Source organism: Streptomyces sp., from assembly GCF_019510245.1.
Taxonomy (GTDB): Bacteria; Actinomycetota; Actinomycetes; order Streptomycetales; family Streptomycetaceae; genus Streptomyces.
This window is the reverse complement of sequence record NZ_JAEKKT010000215.1, coordinates 1-19,291: the sequence shown is the minus strand read 5'-3', so window position 1 is coordinate 19,291 and position 19,291 is coordinate 1. Positions and strand designations below refer to the sequence as shown.

The following is a 19,291-nucleotide window of genomic DNA, read 5'->3' as shown; positions in this document are numbered from 1 at the left end:
GCTCCAGAGAGGTACCGGAACATGAAGTACACCGCAGCCCGCACCCGCCGTGCTGTGTGGGCACGCGCCAACGGTGCGGTCCTCCGCGTGACCACCCGCCTACAGGAAGGCCTCGAGGAGGCCGCCCGCCGACCGGACCGTGGCGACATCTCCACCACGACCGTCATCATCTGGGTGGCCGCCGTCACCGGCGCCGTCCTGATCGCCGGAACCATCGCCGTTGTGATCGCCAAGTACAACGGCAAGCTCAGCGGCCTGTGATGAGACCACCCACGCGGCTGACGGACTGGTGGCGGGGGCGGCGGTGGCGTGACGACCGCGGGGACGCATCCATCCAGATGGCGATCGTGTTCCCGTTCGTACTGCTCGCCCCGGTCGCCGTCATCCAGGCCTCCATGTGGTACTACGCACGGCAGATCGCCCTGACGGCTGCCCGCGAGGGCCTGACCGCCGCGCGTGCCTACCAGTCGAGCCCCGCCGACGGCGCCGCCCAGGCACGGAGCGTGCTGGGCCGCACCGCGGGTGACAGCCTGCGCGGATACAGCGTCGCCGCGAGAAGTACCGGGCAGCGGGTGCGCGTCCAGGTGTCCGGCACGGCCCTTTCGATGCTCCCAGGCGTTCCGGGACTCACGATCACGCAGTCGGCGTCCGGACCTGTGGAGCGCTGGACCGTCCCCGGGGGGTGAAGCACGTGCGATCAGTCGCCCGTTGGGTACGCACACTGCGCAGCGACGAGGGGAGCGCCGCGGTCGAAGCGGCGATCGTCCTCCCGGCATTGATCATGTTCCTGTGTATGGCCATCGCGGGCGGCAGGATCGTCACCTCTGGCGCAAAGATCGACTCGGCGGCCGAGGACGCGGCGAGGGAGGCGTCCATCCACCGCACCGCCGGCGCCGCCCAGAGCGCCTCACGGGCGGCGGCCGCGGAGTCCCTCAACGATCAGGGAATCAAGTGCGCATCGACCAGCGTCAGCATCAACACGAGCGGTCTCAGCGTGCCGGTGGGGCAGGTCGGCACGGTCACCGCGACCGTGATCTGCACGGTCGATCTGTCCGACCTCCTGCTTCCCGGCGTGCCCGGGTCGAAGACGCTCACGTCGACGGCGACCTCGGTGGTGGACCAGTACCGGCAGCGAGGCGACTGATGATCTTCCGCCAACTCGGCCTGCGCCTCAAGCCGCTGAACGACCGGGGCGGTGTCACCGTGTTCGTCGCCATCTGCGTCGTCGCCCTCATCGGCATCATCGGCGTCGCCGTCGACGGCGGCAGCAAGATGCGTGCCACTGAACGCGCCGACTACATCGCCGGCGAAGCCGCCCGGGCCGGCGGGCAGGCCATCGATCCCGCCGACGCGATCAGCGGGAAGGCAATCGTGGTCGACCCGCAGGCCGCTTCCGCCGCAGCCCAGTCCTACCTGCGCTCCGCCGGCGCTACCGGCACGGTCAGCGTGTCCGGCGACGGCAAGACCCTCACAGTCACGGTCACCGGCTCGTACGCCACCTCGTTCCTGTCGGCGGTCGGGATCGACTCGTTGTCGGTGACCGGCCACGGCACGGCGACCCTCCTGCACGGCGTCACCGCTCCCGAAGGAAACTGATGCGCACCACCCCCTCCCCCGCCGCGGCGGCGGGCCGCACCCTGGCCCGGGTACTCAAGGCCGTACTGGGCCTGCTGGTGCTGGCCTCCGCGGTCGCCGGGCTGCCGCTGCTGCTCGCCTGGGTCACCCCCGTCATCTGGGCATCCACCCACGACGACGTCACACACGTGCTCGACCGGCAGGACACCGGCGCGGCGTTCCTGCTGCTGCTCGTCGCGGTCGGCTGGATCGGGTGGGCGCAGTTCGCGTTCTGCGCCGTACGCGAGCTGGTCGCCCAACTTGGCGGCCGGACCTGGCACGCCCCGCGCGGTCTGGGCGCCTCCCAGCGGGCCGCGGCCTTTCTGATCGGCAGCATTCTCGTTCTGCTGCCCACGAGTTCGGCCCTCGCCTCGTCTGCCCAGGCCGCGCCGGCCACGTCCGCAGCCCGCATTCCCGGCCAGACAGCCCAGGCTTCGGTGTCTCCCCAGGCCGAGCAGGCCTCGCCGTCCAGCGCGAGGACGTCGACGTCGCGTCCGGTGTACACGGTGCGCGAGACGCGGCCTGCGGAGAGCCTGTGGGGCATCGCCGACCACGAGCTTGGGGACGGCGAGCGGTGGCGGGAGATCGCCGACCTGAACGAGGGCCACACCATGGTCGACGGCACGGTCTTCCGCGCGAACAGCTTTCTCCAGCCTGGCTGGCAGCTTCAGATGCCCGACGCTCGAGGGACGGCGCCAGGGGTGCATACGCAGTTCGGTGGCGAGCCTGAGACCGCCGGCGAGGGGATCGAGCACGTCGTCACCGTCCACTCGGGCGACTACCTGTCGAAGATCGCGAAGGAGGAACTCGGCGACGGCGGCGCGTGGCACGAGCTGTTCGAGGCCAGTGAGGGCAGGCCGCAGCCGCACGGCCTTCCCGAAATCACCGACCCGGACATGATCTATCCGGGGCAGCAGGTCACCGTGCCCGGTGCTCAGCCTGATCGGACCGAGCCGTCCCGCGACACGGGCTCCGGAGAGGGGAACGACACCCAGGATCGGGAGACCGCTCCCCCGAGCGCCGAGCAGCCAGGCAGTGAGCAGACTCCCGCACCGAGCCACACCACCGCTCCGGAGTCGTCGGCTCCCAGCGTGCCGAGCAGCCGGCCCGCTGAACTGCCCGGGCAGGAGCAGGGCTCTCCCTCTGAAACGGCAACCGCGAGGCCGGAGCCCAGCACCAGCGCCTCCGCGCCCGCCTCGCCGCCGGCGTCCGCGTCGGGCCCGTCGGGCTCCTCCCCCGCAGCCACGCCGTCTCAGTCTCCGGCGTCGGCACCGACCGACGGCCCGCTGGACTTGCGTTCCTTTCTCGGTGCCGGCGCTCTCCTGGCCGCCGCTGTCACTGGTGCTCTCGCCCTGCGGCGGACGCTTCAGCGCCGCCGCCGACGGCCCGGCGAGACGATCGCGATCGCGTCGGAGACTTCTCCTGCCGAGGCCACATTGGCGGCGGCCGCCGAACCGGGCGGAGCCGTCCGGCTGGACGTAGCTCTGCGGACCCTCGCCCACCACGTGGCATCGGAGGAGGCCGCGGTCCTGCCTGCGCTGCGGGCCGCGCGGATCGGTGCGCGGACCCTCGAGGTACTGCCCGAGGATTTGGCCCAGGAGCCGCTGGCTCCCTTCGTGTTCGGGGAAGGCGGCTGGTGGGTTCTGGGCTCCGGCGCCGTCCTCTTGGACGAGGACACCGCTCGCGACGTACCGCCTCCGTATCCGGGGCTGGTCACGATCGGCAGCACCGCAGCGGGTGACCTGCTGCTGCTCAACCTCGCCCGGGTGCCTGCCCTGCTGCTGGACGGCAATCCGGTCCACATCACCGAGGTGTGCACCTCGCTCGCCCTGGAACTCGGAATGAACCCATGGGCCGGCGACGTCGAAGTCGTCACCATCGGGTTCGGAGGGGACCTGCCGCAGTTGCTGCCCACCGCTCGCATTGCCCACATGCGGCAGGCAGCGCACGCGCTACGCGACTTGAGCGAACGCCTCCTGGAGGCACACCAGATGCCGGAGACCAGCCATCAGCCCTATCTGTTGCTGTGCGCGCAATCTCTGGACCCGGACACGGCCTGGCAGTTCGCCGACGTCATCGACAAGTCCCGCACGGTACCCGTCACCCTCATCGCACCGGCGAGCACAGCGGCCGCGCACTTCCCGGACGCGGAGATCCTCAATGCTTCGGTCAGCGAACCGCAGCATCTCGATTCCGTCGGCACCGAGATCACGGTGCAGCGGCTGGAGCACGCCTCATATCTTCAGATCACCACGGCGCTGCATGTGTCCGCGCAGCCAGCACACCCGTCCGAGGGGCCGTGGGAGGACGTCCCGGACGAGGCCCGCACGTTGCAGCCGCGCGAAGCTGCAGCGGCCGCCAATCCCGCGACGACCGCACCTCCCCCCGTGGCGTCGGCAACAGACTTGAGCGGCGAGGTCTTCCCTGCCCTGCTCGCCGCTACCACCGATCCGTCGGGACTGCGTCTCCTGCCCACCACAACGCCGGCACCGGAGGCCGAGGAGGAGAACGATCCGTCGTCCCCCGCGGTGCCGGCGGCCCCGAGCGCCGAGAGCCGAGAGGGCACCGAAGACGACGCGGAACCTGCTGTCACGGACGGCGCATCATCCGAGGCGGCTGAGTGCGAGACGCATGATCTGCATGCCCCGGAGATCAGGGTGATGGGTCCCCTCGAAGTGACCGGTGTGGACAACACCGGCCACGGCCCGCGGATGGCACAGCTCGCGGCGCTGCTGTTCTTCCGGCCTGGCCGGAGCGCGGACGTGCTGTGCTACGACATGGATCCCGTCAGCCCCTGGTCGACGAGCACCCTCAATGCGCGGATGCAGGGCTTGCGCCGGTCTCTGGGCAGCGACTCCGCCGGCAGCCCTTACGTGCCGCGCCGCAGTTCCGGGGAGGACCCGTACCGGCTCGCTCCCGGGGTGCGCTGTGACTGGTCTCGCTTCCTGCAGCTCGTGGAACGCGCTCTGCCGCTGGGCCCCTCCGGGCTCACCGATCTAGAGAAGGCGCTCGCACTGGTCCGCGGCCGTCCGTTCGGGGGCAAGCCGCTCCCCTGGGCTGAGCCGTACCTGCAGGACATGGTCACGCGCATCATCGACGTCGCGCACACCGTGGCCACCTACCGCACGCCTGCGGGCCCGCACCATGACCTGAGTGCGGCCCGGCAGGCCATCGCGACCGGTATCGAAGTCGACGACACGGCAGAGCTCCTGTACCGGGACTGGCTCCGGATCGAGCACGCGGCCGGGAACCGGCAAGGACTGCATATGGCGATCTCCCGCGTCCAGCAGGTCAACCGCGCGCTGGACTGTTCACTGGAGATCGAGACCTCGCAGCTCATCCACGAGCTCCTCCGCACCCGGCCTCACGCGCGCCACAGCTCTCCCAACCACGCGTGTGGGAACCCCGGCCAGTGACACACGACGACAGGCAGCCAAGCCCGCCGCGGCCAAGCCCCGCTCAGCGGGTCCTGATCACCACAGTGGCAGCCGGCACGACCGGCATCGCCGGGATCGGCTTCGCCAGCTCGTACGCGGCCGTCCGTGAGCTGGCCATCAAGAAGGGCTTCGGGAACTTCGCCTATGTCTTCCCGATCGGCATCGACGCGGGCATCTGCGTCCTGCTCGCCCTGGACCTGCTGCTGACCTGGATCCGCATCCCCTTCCCGCTGCTGCGGCAGACGGCCTGGCTGCTGACCGTCGCGACGATCGCCTTCAACGGCGCGGCGGCCTGGCCGGACCCGCTGGGCGTGGGCATGCACGCGGTGATCCCGATCCTGTTCGTGGTCGCGGTCGAAGCCGCCCGCCACGCGATCGGGCGGATCGCGGACATCACAGCGGACAAGCACATGGAGGGGGTCCGCCTCACCCGCTGGCTGCTCTCCCCGGTGCCCACGTTCCTGCTCTGGCGCCGGATGAAGCTGTGGGAGCTGCGCTCCTACGACCAGGTCATCAAGCTGGAGCAGGAACGACTCGTCTACCAGGCGAGACTGCGCTCCCGCTTCGGCCGGGCATGGCGCCGCAAGGCCCCGGTGGAATTCCTGATGCCCCTGCGGCTCGCCAAGTACGGCGTCCCTCTGGCAGACACGGCTCCGGACGGGCAAGCGGCAGTGGGCGTTCACGCGGACATCAACCGCCCCGCGCAGGGCCGCGCGACCGCACCAGTCACCCAACCACACAAGACACTTGCCACCTACACCGAACACCAGGAACCACCGCGCCTCCTGCCACCCGCACCACCCGGCCAAGCACCAAACGCCGACTCCAGCTGGACGTTCACCACAACCCGCCACGACACCACGCCCGCCTCACACCGCCCCGACATCTCCCAGACGGCAATGTCCTGGGACCAGGCCGGGAGTGTGCAAACGGTTCTGCGGCACAAAGAGGCGCACGGCCTGGATGCGCCAGCACACCGAGTACTGTCCCGCCGGTTAGGAAAGCAGCCAAACAGCGGCGTCCCAAGCGCCACCCTTCCGATCACTGTCAAGGCGGGAGGAGACAGCCTCGCCCCCGACCTCAGCCCAAGAAGTGACAGGAGCAGCGACTCAACCCGCACCCGGGTGGGCAACCACGGTACGAAGCAGCCGGATCACGACCGCCCGCCGGGCACGGCCCGTCCCCATGCTCCGGCACCTGCAGCCCGTCCCCACGCAGAAGAGCAGCACGCCATCGACGTGGCGCCCACGGCAAGCGCACAGAATGAGGAGCGCAGCACCCCCCGGGCAGGCGGCCCGACCCTCGTGGATCGCTACTACCAGGCATGGGCCGAACACCGCACCCAGTACGGACGTGAACCCACCGCCGACGAACTCTCAGTGCGCCTCGCAGACAAAGGCATGCTCGGCCGAGCAAACAAATCCCTGAACCCCTCGACCTTGCGCCGCTACACACTCGCCTTCCGCATCTACACCATATGGGCCGAACACCGTGTCCACACCCCCACGCCCTCCCCCGACACCGTCGCCCACGACTGCACCCAGCGCGGCGTCACCGCTCAATACAACAAACCCGTAAGCGCCGCACACATCACCACACACAGCCACGACTTCGAACGACGCTGGAACACCCTCACCACACCAACAACACCCACGACATGACTCCGCGGGATCCCTTCGACGGCCGAGGCCGCTGTCAAGGCCCGGATGCGCCGCCAGAACGCGCTGTACGACCCCGAGAAGACGTTCCGGTTCCTGGTGTGCGTGGCGGCGCTCTACCACCGGTCGTGCTCTGCTGACGTGATGGCACCCGCGCCACCTGACCGCCAGCGTTCGGCGATGCCATCGCCTGCTCCGGGGACGCTCAACCGCGATGGGTGGCTGCCAGCAAGAAGTTCGAACACCACCCACATTCATGCCACCTCAGAAAAGATCACCGGCAGGCAGTAGCCCGTCATTGCGAGTCAGGCATCCCGACTCGGCGGGATCCGGTGCTTCGTGCCATGCAGGGGTGGGCAGCTGCGCGCATCTACGGCGTCTTGGATGAGCGCAACCATCCAGGCGCTACCGGCTAAAAGGCTGGCCCTGTTGGGTGATTTCGCTAGCCAGGAAGAGAGCCAGTGGTCCGGCAGGTAAGAGGAACCGCCCCGCGTGGGCGGCCTGCATGGCGTCAGCCATCGGCCACCACATGAGCTTGAAGTCCTGCTCCGTTTCGGTGAGGTCCTGTGCGCCGAGGGTGAGTTCACGGGCCTCGAACAGATGGACGCGAGCCGTGGAGCTGAGAGTGATCGCGTACGCGCCGAGTGAACGCCACCCCTCTGCGGTAACTCCAGCCTCTTCGCGAAGCTCTCGACGGGCGCATTCAAGCGGAGACTCGCCGGCCTCAAAGCGACCGCCGGGCAGGAAGAGGAACTCACCCCCGTGATTGGGGAAGTCGGCGCTCAGGAGCGCCACCAGGCCCTTCGTGTCACGAGCCACCACCACGGAGGCGTCACGCATCACTTCAGTGCTCATGCCGGGTGAGCCTAACGGTCAGGCCTGCACCCAAGCCGCGAACGGCACGTTGAAGACCGCGGGGTGGGCGATTCCGCGACCATAGTAACCATCGTCGCCGTAGGCGTCCCCGTGGTCGGCGCACATGATGACCAGCCACTGCCCGGACAGCCCGTCGAGTAGTCGGCCCACGTGAGCGTCGGCGTAGGCGAGTGCCGCGGCCTGCGAGGCGGTGCTGTCAGAACTGCTGTTCAGGTAGTGACCGTGGGGGACGTGTGTGGCGGAGATGTTGACGAACAGGAACAGGGGCTGCCGGCCGTCGTATCGGGCGGCGATGTCGAGGGCCTGGTCCACCTGGTGGCGGGAGGAGTCGGGCTCGGGGGAGCAGAATTCGGGCCGCCAGTGCGCCTCATGGAACATCGCTGGCAGCACCGAGCCGAGGGGCGTTTCCTGAGAGAAGTAGGTGACTCCACCCACGCACACAGTGCGGTACTCATGCAGGGCGAGTCCGTCCAGGAGATTCGGAGCGTCGAACACGAACGTCTCGGGGGGAACCTTCTTGAAGGCCGGCGGGCGGCATTCCCACAGGCGGCTCGGCTGCTTCGGCTCCGGCTTCTTGGGCAGGAAGCCGGAGAAGAACGCCATGTGCGCAGGCAGGGTGAACGTCCCTGGGGTCTGCCGTCTTTCCCACTGCCCGCCGGGCAGCAGCCCGGCAAGGCGAGGCGTACGGCCGTCCTCAAGAGCACTGTGGGCGACATCGTGGCGCAGGGAGTCGAAGGTCACGAACAGGATGTTGGTACCGGACTCGATGATCTGTGCTGCGTCGATCATGGGCGGCCTCCGTCGGCCGAAGCGGGGGGCCACGGCTCGATCGTGCCTTTGGCCTGGGAGTTCACGGGACGGGGAACGCGGTCCTGGGCGATGAGTCTGCGGATGGTCGCGAGCCCATTGGTGTTATCCAGGAGTGTGCCCTGCGCGGTGTACAGGCGGATCCGTACGGTGGTCGCGTCACCGGCGGTCTCCGAGGAGAGCCATGCACCCGGGGCCTCAATGGCGCTCAGTTCGGCCAGGAGCTCCTCCTCGGGCTGCCATCCGAGGTAGCGGACGGTGCAGGCGTAGTGCTGGGCGTTGATCGCGCCTTGGCACAGGCGGTCAGCGAATTCGGTGCTGACCGGGTGCCCGTCGTGGGCCACAGCGAGGCGGGAGGCCTTGGCGGTGACCACAAGGCAGGCGCCGAGCCACCATCCGACGCCTTCGTGGATCTGGCCAGGGTATTGCCCGACTGCGCCGCCGTCACGGATGACGGCGGCCGGGTCGATGGGGGTAAGCACAGTTGCGCTCCAGGTCGGCGACGATCCAGTCGGCTAGCTCCGCCGGCGGCTTGGCGTCGGTGTCGAGCCAGACCGCGGTGTCGTCTTCACTGGCCGCTTGGGCGAAGTTGGCGAGCAGCCGCGGGAGCCGGTCGGGGATGGTGAGGAGGTCGGTGTCGTCGCTCTTCACGTCCGCCTTGACGGCCAGCCGCTCGCGGAGCTCGTTCTCCGAGCACCGCAGGTAGTAGGTGCGGGTGGGCTCTGTCAGGTAGTAGCGGAAGGGCTCCAAGAGAGCGGTGACGGCGTCGACGGGGACACGGTGGACGGCAGCGTGGCAGGCGATGACTGACGACAGGTAGCGATCTGCGACGACCGGGCCGTGTGCGCGGGCGTGGCGTATCCGGTCGGAGGTGTGCAGAGCGCCGGACAGGTAGAACGCGAACTGAGGCAGTGAGCGCAGGTCGGCGTTGGTGGTGGAGGACCATCCGGTGTGCGGCTCGGTCAGCGTGTGGATGCGGGAGGCCTTGAGCCGTTTGGCGAGAAGGCCGGCCAGGGTCGACTTGCCGATGCCGGAGACGCCCTCCAGGACGACGACCGGGTACGGCTCCGTCTCGTAGTAGAAGGGCCGATACGGCGGCGGTGCGGGGGTCATAGCGTCCCCTCGGTGAATGACGTGACGTGCGCAGCCACGGCCGCGACCAGCCGGTCCGGATCAGAGAGGAGACCGGCCACGTTCAGGCGCAGATCATCGCGCAGCAGGCAGGGCTGTACGCCGCCGTTGTGGTCCACGCGCAGGGCCCAGAAGCCTTCCACGCACTGGCTGCGCAGTCGGCAGGTGCCGCACTGTCCAACATGGTGACGGCCGAGGTTGCGGTGGATGACGTCGATCTCTATGCCGTCGATGCGGAAGACGCGCCGGCCCTGGCCGACCCCGGCGATTTCCACGTGCTCGTCCGAAGTCAGCGTGCGCAGGTGGGCGAGGATCGCATCGGCCGAGGAAGCCGAGGCGGCTCGGGCTTCGTTGAAGTCGGTGCCCACCAGCTCGATGAACTGCACGGGCAGGCGCCGTTCCAGCGCGAAGTCGAGGATGCGTTCCACCTCGTGCGCGTTCTCCTGCTGGAGGAGAGTGTTCAGCTCGACCTGAGGGAAGGTCTCCCGGGCCACCTCGATGCCGTCGAGGATGGTGTCGATGCTGATGGAAGTACCGGCGATGGCACGCAGGCTCTCGTTCGAGAAGTAGTGCAGCGACACCTTCACCTTGTCCAGGCGGGTCCCCTTCAGCCACGCCCGGTTGGTGCGGAAGCGGGTCCCGTTGGTGATCAGGGTGTAGGAGGAATCCGGCCCCTGCTCCGGCAGGCCTTCCAGAACCGGCCGGGCCATGGAGGAAGTCAGCGGCTCCCCGCCGGTGAAGTAGACCCGCTTGAGTCCCGCGGCCGTCAGGGCGCGGATCAAGGTCAGGTAGCCATCCGGATGCAGTGCTCTGGCACGCGGTTGCAAGGAGCGGTCCGCCCTCGTCAATGGGGGCGGGACGTCGCCCTCGTTGTGGCAGAACCAGCACGCGATGTTGCACCGCGGCGTGAAGGAAACGCGGAGTTGCCCGCGCAGAGCAACGAAGTTTTGCAGGGCCGTGAAGTCGACCGCGTCGGCTTCTACCGGCCTGGTCAGCTCTTGCATGCTGGCCTCCAGCCCATCCGTGAAGTCGGCCCCTGTGTCTCCCCGTCGGGGGAGACGGGGAGACACAGGGATTGCAACCCGGTGCGGGTGTTCGCTGTGCCGTGGGGGAACACGGTGGTGGAAGGCCCGCACCGGGAGTTGGGGTCGTACACGGCAGCAGAACACCCTGCCGCGCACGGCGTCCGGCACCGCCGCCGAAGGTCAGGCGGTGGCGAGGTGCCGGCGTTCGACGTCAGTGACCGTGCGCTGCTGCTCGTCTACCTCGGCCTGGGCGGCGCGGCTGTAGTGGACGACGAGCGGCGTACCGAACAGGTCGTGTGCGAGTGCGCTGGTCTGGAAGTCCCTCAGTGCTTCGGTCAGGTCCCGGGGCAATGGCAGGGACGATCGATCGGCGTACGCGTCTCCCAGGCACGGGGGCGGCAGAGTCAGTTTCTTGCTGAGACCGTGGGCGATGGAGGCGAGCGCAGCGGCGGTCAGGAGGTACGGGTTGGCGTCGGCGCCGCCCAGCCGGACCTCCAGGTGCGTGCCCTGGCCGTGGCCCGTCACGCGTATCGCACAGCCGCGGTTGTCCGGCCCCCAGCTCATGAAATAGGGGGCGAATGAGTGCCGGCTGGCGTACCGCTTGTAGGCGTTGGTGGTCGGGGCAAAGAACGGCGCCAGGTGCGGCATTGCGCCCATGAGTCCGGCGATGCTGTGCCCCATGGCCTCGGTCGGCATGTCCCGGTGCGAGGCGGTGGCGAAGGCCGCACGGTCGTCCCGCCACAGAGACAGGTGCAGGTGCAGGCCGCTGCCGACACCGGTTTCGGGTGCGGCCATGAAGGAGGCGGTCATGCCGTGTTGCTGCGCGGTGTGGCGCAGCGCGTGCCGGTAGACCGTGTAGTTGTCGCAGGCCTCCAGGGGCGAGGCGCTGGTGTAGGGGAAGGTCACCTCGAACTGTCCGGGCGCGCCCTCGGGCTTCACTGCCTCGATGGGCACGCCGGCGTCCGGCAGGACCGTCTCCAGGTGGCCGAGGAAGGTTGCGGTCTGCGGTGGGAGGTCGAAGTCGTAGTCGATGTTGCGGCCGACGGCTGGCTCGGGCCCGTTGTAGAGGACGAACTCGCTCTCCAGGCCGATCTTCACCTGGTAGCCGAGCCCGGCGAGCCTCTCCAACTGACGGCGCAGTATCTGGCGGGGCGCGACCTCGATGGGCGTGCCGTCGAGGTCGACGGCGTCGCAGTGGACCAGAGCGAGACTGGACATGTAGGGCAGCATCCGCAGCGAGCGCCAGTCCGCATCGACGCCCATGTCCTGAAAGCCGTCGCTCCAGCTGGTCAGGTCGAAACCGGACAAGGGGTCCATGTCGGCGTTGGTGGCCAGGATGTAAGCGCAGGCCTCCGCCACACGATTGCCGCCGAAGTCGCCGAGCCGTTCGAGAAGCGCAAGGCTATTGAGGCGCTTGCCCTTGAGGTGGCCGCGCATGTCGGGGATGGCCGCCATTACCGTGCGGATGCCGCCGCGGCGCATGGGCTCCTTCAGCGCCTCCAGGTCGATGCGTCCGGTCATGTCTTCGGGATAAAGATCGGTGGTCATTGCTGGTCAGAATCTTTCGTTCAGCAGGGCTTCGTCGGGCTGGGCGGCGGTGCGGGCGGCAGTGATCTGGTAGGACTTCTTGCCGCGCGTTATCCAGGTCACCCAGGCCAGCAGCAGCGCGGCCAGCAAGGTGACACCGGCGTAGTTGAAGGTGGTGCCGTTGATGGGCCGGGACTGCGGCAGGCAGAACACGGCGGTGATCAGCACGACGTAAGAGACAGCGACGACGGCGATCGGCCGGCGCATGCGGCCCAGGCTCCACGGGCCCGGCTGGTAGTGGCGGCCCTTCTTCAGGGCGAGGAAGACCGGGATCCCGTACGCGGGGATCATGCCGACTGCGTTGATCGCGGTGATGGCCCCGTAGGCGGCCGGGGACCACAGTGCGGGGAGAGCGAGTGCGAACGGCACGACGACGGACAGCCAGACGGCGCGGGTCGGTGTCTTGGTCCGCTGGTTGACCAGGCGCCAGCTCTGCCATCCCGGCAGGGCGCGGCTGCGGGAGAACGCGTAGACCATGCGGCTGCACGCGGCGACCTCGGCGTTGCCGCAGAACAGCATGGCCACGATCACGACCAGGAGCAGCGCCTTGGCGCCGGAGGCGCCCAGCACGTCCAGGAAGATCTGCGCGGGCGGGACCCCGGTCGCCGTGTTCTGCGTGGCCGTGTAGTCCTGGATCGCGAACAGCATGCCGGCCAGGAGGACGAACCCGGCCACCCACGACACCCAGATCGAGCGGACGATGCCCTTGGGAGCCGAGATCTGCGCGTTGGTGGTCTCCTCGGCCACGTGCGCGGAGGCGTCGTAGCCGCAGAACGTGTAGCCCGCCACCAGGGCGCCGACCAGCACGACGTACAGGGGGCTGGAGAAGCCGGAGTCGTTGTGGAAGTGCGTGAACACGAATGACGGGCTCTGGTGCTGGGCCGGGGCGAGGGTGAGGGTGCCGACGATGAGAGCGACTCCGCCAAGCTGCCACCACACGGAGATGGCGTTCAGAACGGTCACGAGACGGACCCCGGCACTATTGAGCAGCCCGTGTACCAGGAGGATCGCACCGAACAGCAGCATGGTGGTGCCGGTCGTGGGGACGATGCCCCACTGCATCTGTGCGAAGGCCCCGGCGAAGGCCGCCGCACCGTAATCGATACCGGCAATGGCCCCGAGCAGGCCCAGGAAGTTCAGCCATCCGGTCCACCATCCCCAGGGGGCGCCGCCGAGCTTCTCGGCCATGAAGTACGGCCCGCCGCTGGTCGGGTAGGCGGAGACGACGTCGGCGAGGGACAGGCCCACCAGCAGGGTGAAGAAGCCGATGCCGACCCAGGTACCGAGCATGACCACGGGACCGCCGTGACTCATGCCGAACCCGAACAGGCTCATGCCGCCGGCCAGGATGCAGATCACCGCGAAGCTGATCGCGTAGGAGTCGAACAGCCTCAGTCGGCGGTTCAGTTCGGGCTTGATCCCGAGTTCGGCCAAGACGGCGTCGTCGGCGACCGGGGTGCTGGTTCTTCTGTGAGACACCAGAGATCCACTTTCACATCAGAAGGGGATGGGACAGACGGTTGGCGTGGGGGCGCCAAGTAGAGGGGGCTGGCGACGCTCAAGCGGCAGGCTCAGGCCAGCGGCGAAGGGTGGCGTCGCGGGTCGTCACGAACCAGTCCCTCCAGTCCCTGGAGCGGCCGAGGCTCGCGTTGACGTCTTGCCACGGCTGGGCGGTGGCGTAGGGGCCCATGGCCCGGAACACGGCTGCGGCGCGTTGGTTCTCGCCGGTGGCTACCAGGGCGTGCGCGAGATGGCTGAGGTCCGTCATGGACAGCCACGGGTACCCGTCTGCGGGGATGTCCGCGAACCACCGGTCGTAGGCCTGGCAGGCGTAGTGCCCGACCTGTGCTCGCTGCCAGAACTGCAACGCGCCGAACTGGCCGCTTCCGTGCTCTGCGCGGTACTTGTCCATGATCGCGTAGAGGGGCAGCATCAGCAGTTCCAGGCTGCGCAGCCGCTTCGAGACGATCCAGAACGAGAAGTCCCTCGCGGCCCCGAGTCCACTGTGGACCATGAGGGCCTGGCGCATCTGGTGGTGCGCCTCGCGGCTGCCAGGGTCCCGGCGATCGGCCTCGCGCAGAAGGGGCCAGGGACCGGGGTGGTACATGCCGTGGCTACGGACGTCTTCCGCGGGCAGCATGTTCCAGGGCTGCGGGCGGAGGTGCGCATGGGGGTCGAACGCCTCCGGGCGAAACGGTAGTTGTGTGAGCTGTAGCCGGTCGATCCACGGCACCGGACACGCCGGCAGGAGGTCACTGGCGCGCTGACACGCCTCCGCGGCCATTCGAGCGGCACGGCCCACGATGTGCTCGCTCTTGCCGCTATGGAAGGCGTCGACTGCGGCCCGGGAGAGCGCTCTGGCCCACATCATGGCCGCGTCCGGGTGGTGCGGCTCCTCGTCGTGCCACATCTTGAAGACGCCGGGATCGGCGACGGCGGCAAGTATTTGGCTGCGGCTCGTGCGGAGTGCCCAGTGTTGGCCCGTCATGCGGAGTAGATCGCGGGTGGCGGCGTAGCGCCCCAGCCGCAGGTCTTCCAGGGCGGCACGTAGGTCGGCGTCAGCGCCGACGGGGCTGACGATGACGGTCATGTCGTCGGGGGTGCCGTGGATGTCTCGTCGAGGGCTCACGGCGCCGATCGTTAAGGAGGAAGGCATGGGGGAGGCCTTGAGTTAGAGGTGGGTGTAGGGACTTGCGGGATCTTGGGTCGAGGCTTGGGGGACTCGGACCGAGAAGCTGTGAGCAGGTTCCGCGGTGGGCAGGGGGAGCGTGCACCAGGCGCGGGTGCCGTCTGCGGTGAAGCCCCAGTCGCCGCCCGCGTCCGCCGCCACGGCGTCGACGAGGAACAGGCCGCGGCCGTTCTCACTGTCGGCCGATGGATGCTGCACCGCGGGAGGCTTGGATGGGGTGTAGTCGGCGACCTCGACGCGTAGTACGCCGAAGGACGGCAGCCACGCCCGTACGCCGATGCTGTCCGACCTGCCGTACAAGATGGCGTTCGCGCACATCTCGGAAATGACGAGAAGCACGGTGTCGATCAGGTCGTCCGGCACCCGGCAATAGCGGCACCAGGCCCGCGCGACCCGCCGTGCCTGCCTGACGCTCGCCGCAGCGGCCGGCATCGCGATGTCGAATCCGTCGGTCACGGGATAGCGGACCGGAACGAGAAACGGCGCCGCCGACAGGCTCGTAACTCCGACAGGTTTTGGGGGCATTGAGGTGACTCCCTGGCTTCTGTGCTCAGGCGAGCACTCTCAGCGAAGTAGGCGATCAGAGTTCACCCACCCCCGGTAGCTTCGCCATGACTTGCGACGTGGCTTCTTCGACACTTCCGGGCGACTGAAGTGGCCCCGGGGTAGCTTTGAAGTGGCTTCTGCGGCGGGGATGTTGCCCCCGGGAGTAACGGCGGTATCCCCTTCCGGAGAAGGGATCCGATTCGTAGGCCAACCGCCTGCGTCTCGCAGACTGGGGGCGGAATGAGGACTGAGCCGAGGACGCTGCTGGCCTGGCTGTGCGCCCGAGACAAGGTCACTTACCGCCAATTCGCGAAGGGCTTCACCCAGCACGGCGTGCGGATCTTCGGGAACGGCAGCGCCAGTCCAACATGCGGCGAGACGCAGTTCCGGCGGTGGACGGGCGGTCAGTTACAGGGGCTGCCGGTCCCCGAGGCCTGCCAGATTCTTGAGGCAATGTGGCCCGGCTACACGGCTGAGCAGCTGTTCGGGCCGCCGCCGGGAACAGATCCCCAGGCACCCGCGAATGACCTGGAAGAACGAGTTCGAATGACCGCAGAAGAAGCCCTTGAGGGCGCCGACGCAACTGCTTCGGCGTCCATCTCCGACAACACCATTGACGAACTGCGCGACCAGGTGGAGGCCGTCGCCTGTAGGTATCACCTGATGCCGCCCGCCGAGGCCTACGAGAGCGTCGACCGGATGCGCCTGGCCATCGAGAGGCAGCGGGACCGGACGCAGGTACCCGTCCAGCAGCAACAGCTCATGATCCTGAACGGGCAGGCCGCCGCACTTCTCGCGGTCGCCGCGTTCGATCTCGGGTACTTCCCGAGCGCCCGTAGCCTGGCGCGCACCGCTGCGGTGTTCGGCGAGACAACCCGCTTCACGCCGCTGCAAGCCTTCGCTGACGGCACGCTCGCCTACATCGCCTACCACACGGGCAACGCCACCGAGGCGGTGGCAAAGGCCGCCCGCGCTCTGTCCTACGGAGGTCTCGGGGACATGGCGAACCGGCGGCACCAGGCGATCAAGGCCCGAGCTCATGCGCACCTCGGCGACGTCGCCTCAGCCCGCCAAGCAATCTTGCTGTCCTCAGAGGACGGGCAGGGCCGCCGGGACGATCTACACGACGGAGTGGGCGGTGAGTTCGCCTTCTCCGTGGAACGCCTGGCCATGTCCACCAGCACAACGGCCTTGGTCATCGGCGACGCCGCGCAGGCCGAAGCCGACGCGCGGCGCGCCTTGGAGCTCATCGCGCAGCGGCCGAGTGAGGAGCAGTCGGCCCACGTGCGGGCAGGTGCGGCCGCCGACCTCGCCCACGCCCGCCTCATTGCGGGCGACGTGGACGGCGCGGCCGAGGCCCTACAGCCGGTGTGGGAGGTTCCCGAGGAGCATCGGCAGACGGGCATCGTCGTCCGCACGGCCCGTATCGGGAGGCACCTGAACCGGCCCGAGTACCACGGCTCTCTGGTCCCCACGGAACTGAGGGAGCGGATCGAGGACTTCAACCGCGTCTCCCCGCCGCATCGCATCGGCCCGCACGTCGGTCTGCTCGCGATCGAGAGCTGACCTACAGAGAGGCGAGGATCTTCGCCTCTTTCTCTGGCGCGATCCCGTGTTCCGCCCACCGCGGGTGGTCCACGGGACGCCCGTCCCCAGCCCACCACCGCCACGTGTCCCGGATGGTGTCGGCAAGCGGCCGGCACTGAAGCCCCGCGACCGCGGCCTTGCTGGAGTCAACAGCCCACACGCCCGCGTGAGTGCGCCACAGGGGCAGCTCCGTCCATTGCTTCACGCCCTGCTCGATCAGCACTGAGGGGTCGACCCACACGGGTGCCCCGGCGCCGCCCGTCTCGGCAAGGCACGCTTCGAGGAAGCCGCGGAAGGTGATGCCTTCGGGGTGGGTGACGTTGAAGCCGCCTCCCGAGGAGCCCTCCGCCTGGTCGAGGGCGAACTGCGCCACGTCTCGAACGTCTACCGGTTGGATGCGCTGCTCTGCCGGGGCGGGCGCGAGGATGCGACCGCCGCGCTTGGTTCGCTCCAACCACCAGGGCAGTCGGCCGACGTACTCGCCCGGCCCCAGGATCACACCGGGGCGCAGCAACACCGCAGCTCTGCCGAACACTTCGGTCACGGCGCGCTCTCCGCCGGCCTTTTGGAACCCGTATTGGGTCGGAGAGCCGTCCGGGCCGGTGTAGCCGTAGGACTCGTCGGCGTCTGCCGGGCAGTCGAGCAGCGGTGAGGCGTCGGTGAGCGGCTGGTGGGGCCATCCCTCGTACACGGACACGGTGGAGATGTGTACCCACCGGCGGGCGGCCGAGCGCAACGCGGTCGCGGCCGCCAGGACGTCGCGCGGGGGCAGTTCGGAGCTCGATGTGTCGATCACGGCATCCCAAGGGCCGTGCCCGGCAAGGCGCTCCAGGTCGACGCGGTGTGTACGGTCTCCGTGAACTGCTTCCACACTGTCCGCATCGCGTCCGGAGCGCCCGCGGTTGAAGGTTGTGACCTCCCACCCTCGCGCCAGGGCGCCCTCCACGACGTGCTTGCCCAGGAACCATGTCCCGCCCATGACCAGAAGTCTCATGGGTTGATCCTGCCGTGCAGCCGGAGGCGGGCGGAAGTGACCATGAGCGACAACGACAGCGGATTCCGTCAGCGCGGGCTCTCGTCGCGCCGGCGAACCCGCCGATAGGCACCCGGTCCATCGGATCCTCTTGCCCGACCTGGTGCGGTCGGTCGTAGACCGTGTCCGCGGTCCGGCCGTCCTGGGACCAACGGCCGCGCCGGCTGATCTCCTTCAAGGACACCCCGGCCGCGGCCACGTCGGTGTTCGGGCCCGCGCGCAGCGAGTCTCGCGCGCGATCCTCCGCAATCTTCTGCCCAGGAACCACGTTCCGCCGATGACAAGAATCCTAATGCGCCGCTCCTGCCCTGCCAGGGCGGAGGAATGACAGGCGGCCTGGTCAGGTAGTCGGCGGACGCAGGGAGCGTAGCCGCTCGGCGATGCCGTACGAGTCGAGCTCCAGGGCGCGAACGTCGGCGATCTCGCGCTACACCTCGAACAAACTTCGCATTCACCTCTTCCTCGTGCATACACCAGTACGCGCTTCAGGCCGGAGGTGGGCCGAACGCCCTCTGGCAACGAGGGTGGGAGATCGGCCACTGAGCGGCGTCTTCCACCGTCCGCAGAGTGCCCGCGGCCTTGTCAGAGTCCTGGTGGCTGATCCAGCCGCACCCGGCTCCGTCGAAGACTTCCATGTACTGCACGCCCGCCTCGCGTGCTCGGTTGAGGGTGCCCGCGTTGTAGGCGACTGCGCTCTTGGCCAGCGTCGCCGCCTCCGCCCATGCCCGTACCGGCATCCGGGCCCCGTTGCGGTAGATGACATAGGTGAGCTGATGCTCGGCGGTCAGCCGGTCAGCCGGTCAGCGAGAGCCTTCGCCGCCTGCAGGGCGGTGGTGTGGCCGGCGGCCAGCAACGGCACCTCGTGGCGTGCCGTGTCCCGGACCGCCCGGTAGAACACCGCAGCCATACGCTGCTCCTCCTCCGAGCGTCGCAGGAGGTCGGCGTAGCTGTCGGAGGCCAGCGACTGCAGGACCTCGGTGTGAATGAGCGTCCACGAGAAGTGCCCGCCGACCCTCTCGGCAGCGGCGCGCGCACCCTGCTCGTACAGGTACGGGAGCTGCCGGGCTATGAACGCGCGCGCCTCGGCGTCCACGCGCTGCTGAAAGTCGATGATGGCCGCCTGGAACAGGGCGATCCGGTCGGCCACCATCCGGGTGCGCTCTGTCAATCCCCTCGCGTCGTGGAGGTCTTTCAAGCGGCCAGCTCCACGGTGGGGTCGGCCTGATGGTCTCGTTCGTAGTCGGTCGGGCTCCGGTATCCGCACACGCTGTGCAGTCGGCGGGTGTTGTAGAAGCCGGTGA

Annotated in this window: 19 protein-coding genes; 7 read left to right on the top strand and 12 right to left on the bottom strand. The window is 68.7% G+C overall.

The window, feature by feature from the left end; all coding sequences use genetic code 11:
* The first annotated feature begins 21 nt into the window (after nt 1-21).
* The 6 genes from JF597_RS43230 to JF597_RS43205 all read left to right on the top strand — a co-directional run bounded on the left by JF597_RS43230 (nt 22) and on the right by JF597_RS43205 (nt 6,712).
* Nucleotides 22-261 (top strand): hypothetical protein, encoded by a 240-nt coding sequence (locus JF597_RS43230; protein WP_294009650.1) that lies wholly within the window; start codon nt 22-24, stop codon nt 259-261.
* Nucleotides 261-686, top strand: a complete 426-nt coding sequence (locus JF597_RS43225; RefSeq protein WP_294009648.1) for a TadE family protein — start codon at nt 261-263, stop codon at nt 684-686. The genes JF597_RS43230 and JF597_RS43225 overlap by 1 nt, the downstream gene beginning before the upstream one ends.
* The gene (locus tag JF597_RS43220) at nt 683-1,144 is read left to right on the top strand and encodes a TadE/TadG family type IV pilus assembly protein (protein WP_294009646.1); all 462 of its coding nucleotides are present in this window, start codon (nt 683-685) and stop codon (nt 1,142-1,144) included. Before JF597_RS43225 ends, JF597_RS43220 begins: the two co-directional genes overlap by 4 nt.
* The gene (locus JF597_RS43215; RefSeq protein ID WP_294009644.1) at nt 1,144-1,596 is read left to right on the top strand and encodes a Tad domain-containing protein; all 453 of its coding nucleotides are present in this window, start codon (nt 1,144-1,146) and stop codon (nt 1,594-1,596) included. Before JF597_RS43220 ends, JF597_RS43215 begins: the two co-directional genes overlap by 1 nt.
* Nucleotides 1,596-5,030 carry a LysM peptidoglycan-binding domain-containing protein gene (locus JF597_RS43210; RefSeq protein WP_294009642.1) on the top strand — a complete coding sequence of 1,145 codons (3,435 nt, stop codon included), beginning with the start codon at nt 1,596-1,598 and terminating at the stop codon, nt 5,028-5,030. Before JF597_RS43215 ends, JF597_RS43210 begins: the two co-directional genes overlap by 1 nt.
* 65 nt (nt 5,031-5,095) lie before the next feature.
* Nucleotides 5,096-6,712 carry a DUF2637 domain-containing protein gene (locus tag JF597_RS43205; RefSeq protein ID WP_294009640.1) on the top strand — a complete coding sequence of 539 codons (1,617 nt, stop codon included), beginning with the start codon at nt 5,096-5,098 and terminating at the stop codon, nt 6,710-6,712.
* 402 nt (nt 6,713-7,114) lie between these two features.
* Here the strand turns inward: JF597_RS43205 and JF597_RS43200 are convergent, their stop codons facing one another.
* The 9 genes from JF597_RS43200 to JF597_RS43160 form a co-directional block, all read right to left on the bottom strand.
* The gene (locus JF597_RS43200; RefSeq protein WP_294009637.1) at nt 7,115-7,564 is read right to left on the bottom strand and encodes an NUDIX hydrolase; all 450 of its coding nucleotides are present in this window, start codon (nt 7,562-7,564) and stop codon (nt 7,115-7,117) included.
* A gap of 18 nt (nt 7,565-7,582) precedes the next feature.
* The gene (locus JF597_RS43195; protein ID WP_294009635.1) at nt 7,583-8,374 is read right to left on the bottom strand and encodes an STM4013/SEN3800 family hydrolase; all 792 of its coding nucleotides are present in this window, start codon (nt 8,372-8,374) and stop codon (nt 7,583-7,585) included.
* A complete protein-coding gene (locus JF597_RS43190; RefSeq protein WP_294009633.1) occupies nt 8,371-8,874 on the bottom strand; it encodes a hypothetical protein in 504 nt (167 codons plus the stop codon). Before JF597_RS43190 ends, JF597_RS43195 begins: the two co-directional genes overlap by 4 nt.
* Nucleotides 8,837-9,505 carry an AAA family ATPase gene (locus tag JF597_RS43185; RefSeq protein ID WP_294009631.1) on the bottom strand — a complete coding sequence of 223 codons (669 nt, stop codon included), beginning with the start codon at nt 9,503-9,505 and terminating at the stop codon, nt 8,837-8,839. The genes JF597_RS43190 and JF597_RS43185 overlap by 38 nt, the downstream gene beginning before the upstream one ends.
* Entirely contained in the window at nt 9,502-10,527 is a 1,026-nt protein-coding gene (locus tag JF597_RS43180) for a radical SAM protein (protein WP_294009628.1), read from the bottom strand. The genes JF597_RS43185 and JF597_RS43180 overlap by 4 nt, the downstream gene beginning before the upstream one ends.
* A gap of 201 nt (nt 10,528-10,728) precedes the next feature.
* A complete protein-coding gene (locus JF597_RS43175) occupies nt 10,729-12,069 on the bottom strand; it encodes a glutamine synthetase family protein (RefSeq protein WP_294009626.1) in 1,341 nt (446 codons plus the stop codon).
* 33 nt (nt 12,070-12,102) lie between these two features.
* The gene (locus JF597_RS43170) at nt 12,103-13,614 is read right to left on the bottom strand and encodes an amino acid permease (protein WP_294009624.1); all 1,512 of its coding nucleotides are present in this window, start codon (nt 13,612-13,614) and stop codon (nt 12,103-12,105) included.
* A gap of 79 nt (nt 13,615-13,693) precedes the next feature.
* Nucleotides 13,694-14,725 (bottom strand): hypothetical protein, encoded by a 1,032-nt coding sequence (locus tag JF597_RS43165; protein WP_294009621.1) that lies wholly within the window; start codon nt 14,723-14,725, stop codon nt 13,694-13,696.
* Between the two features lie 81 nt (nt 14,726-14,806).
* Nucleotides 14,807-15,280, bottom strand: coding sequence for an ATP-binding protein (locus tag JF597_RS43160; RefSeq protein ID WP_294009618.1), 474 nt, complete (start codon nt 15,278-15,280; stop codon nt 14,807-14,809).
* Between the two features lie 330 nt (nt 15,281-15,610).
* On the opposite strand from JF597_RS43160, the gene JF597_RS43155 reads away from it, so the two are divergent.
* On the top strand, nt 15,611-16,936 hold the full coding sequence (locus JF597_RS43155; protein WP_294009616.1) for a DNA-binding protein: 1,326 nt from the start codon (nt 15,611-15,613) through the stop codon (nt 16,934-16,936).
* Between the two features lies 1 nt (nt 16,937).
* On the opposite strand, the gene JF597_RS43150 is transcribed toward JF597_RS43155, so the two are convergent.
* The 3 genes from JF597_RS43150 to JF597_RS43140 form a co-directional block, all read right to left on the bottom strand.
* Nucleotides 16,938-17,936 carry an NAD-dependent epimerase/dehydratase family protein gene (locus tag JF597_RS43150; RefSeq protein ID WP_294009613.1) on the bottom strand — a complete coding sequence of 333 codons (999 nt, stop codon included), beginning with the start codon at nt 17,934-17,936 and terminating at the stop codon, nt 16,938-16,940.
* Between the two features lie 539 nt (nt 17,937-18,475).
* Entirely contained in the window at nt 18,476-18,727 is a 252-nt protein-coding gene (locus JF597_RS43145) for a hypothetical protein (RefSeq protein WP_294009610.1), read from the bottom strand.
* Nucleotides 18,728-18,774: 47 nt separating this feature from the next.
* Nucleotides 18,775-19,158: a hypothetical protein gene (locus JF597_RS43140; protein WP_294009608.1), complete on the bottom strand. Its 384-nt coding sequence runs from the start codon at nt 19,156-19,158 to the stop codon at nt 18,775-18,777.
* Nucleotides 19,159-19,291: the final 133 nt, after the last annotated feature.

Bases quoted from the DNA above. Each gene is read 5' to 3' on its own strand.
- JF597_RS43230 (WP_294009650.1), top strand. From the start codon at position 22: ATGAAGTACACCGCAGCCCGCACCCGCCGTGCTGTGTGGGCACGCGCC.
- JF597_RS43225 (WP_294009648.1), top strand. From the start codon at position 261: ATGAGACCACCCACGCGGCTGACGGACTGGTGGCGGGGGCGGCGGTGG.
- JF597_RS43215 (WP_294009644.1), top strand. From the start codon at position 1,144: ATGATCTTCCGCCAACTCGGCCTGCGCCTCAAGCCGCTGAACGACCGG.
- JF597_RS43210 (WP_294009642.1), top strand. From the start codon at position 1,596: ATGCGCACCACCCCCTCCCCCGCCGCGGCGGCGGGCCGCACCCTGGCC.
- JF597_RS43200 (WP_294009637.1), bottom strand. From the start codon at position 7,564: ATGAGCACTGAAGTGATGCGTGACGCCTCCGTGGTGGTGGCTCGTGAC.
- JF597_RS43195 (WP_294009635.1), bottom strand. From the start codon at position 8,374: ATGATCGACGCAGCACAGATCATCGAGTCCGGTACCAACATCCTGTTC.
- JF597_RS43185 (WP_294009631.1), bottom strand. From the start codon at position 9,505: ATGACCCCCGCACCGCCGCCGTATCGGCCCTTCTACTACGAGACGGAG.
- JF597_RS43180 (WP_294009628.1), bottom strand. From the start codon at position 10,527: ATGCAAGAGCTGACCAGGCCGGTAGAAGCCGACGCGGTCGACTTCACG.
- JF597_RS43175 (WP_294009626.1), bottom strand. From the start codon at position 12,069: ATGACCGGACGCATCGACCTGGAGGCGCTGAAGGAGCCCATGCGCCGC.
- JF597_RS43165 (WP_294009621.1), bottom strand. From the start codon at position 14,725: ATGACCGTCATCGTCAGCCCCGTCGGCGCTGACGCCGACCTACGTGCC.
- JF597_RS43155 (WP_294009616.1), top strand. From the start codon at position 15,611: ATGAGGACTGAGCCGAGGACGCTGCTGGCCTGGCTGTGCGCCCGAGAC.
- JF597_RS43150 (WP_294009613.1), bottom strand. From the start codon at position 17,936: ATGGGCGGGACATGGTTCCTGGGCAAGCACGTCGTGGAGGGCGCCCTG.
- JF597_RS43145 (WP_294009610.1), bottom strand. From the start codon at position 18,727: ATGCCGGTACGGGCATGGGCGGAGGCGGCGACGCTGGCCAAGAGCGCA.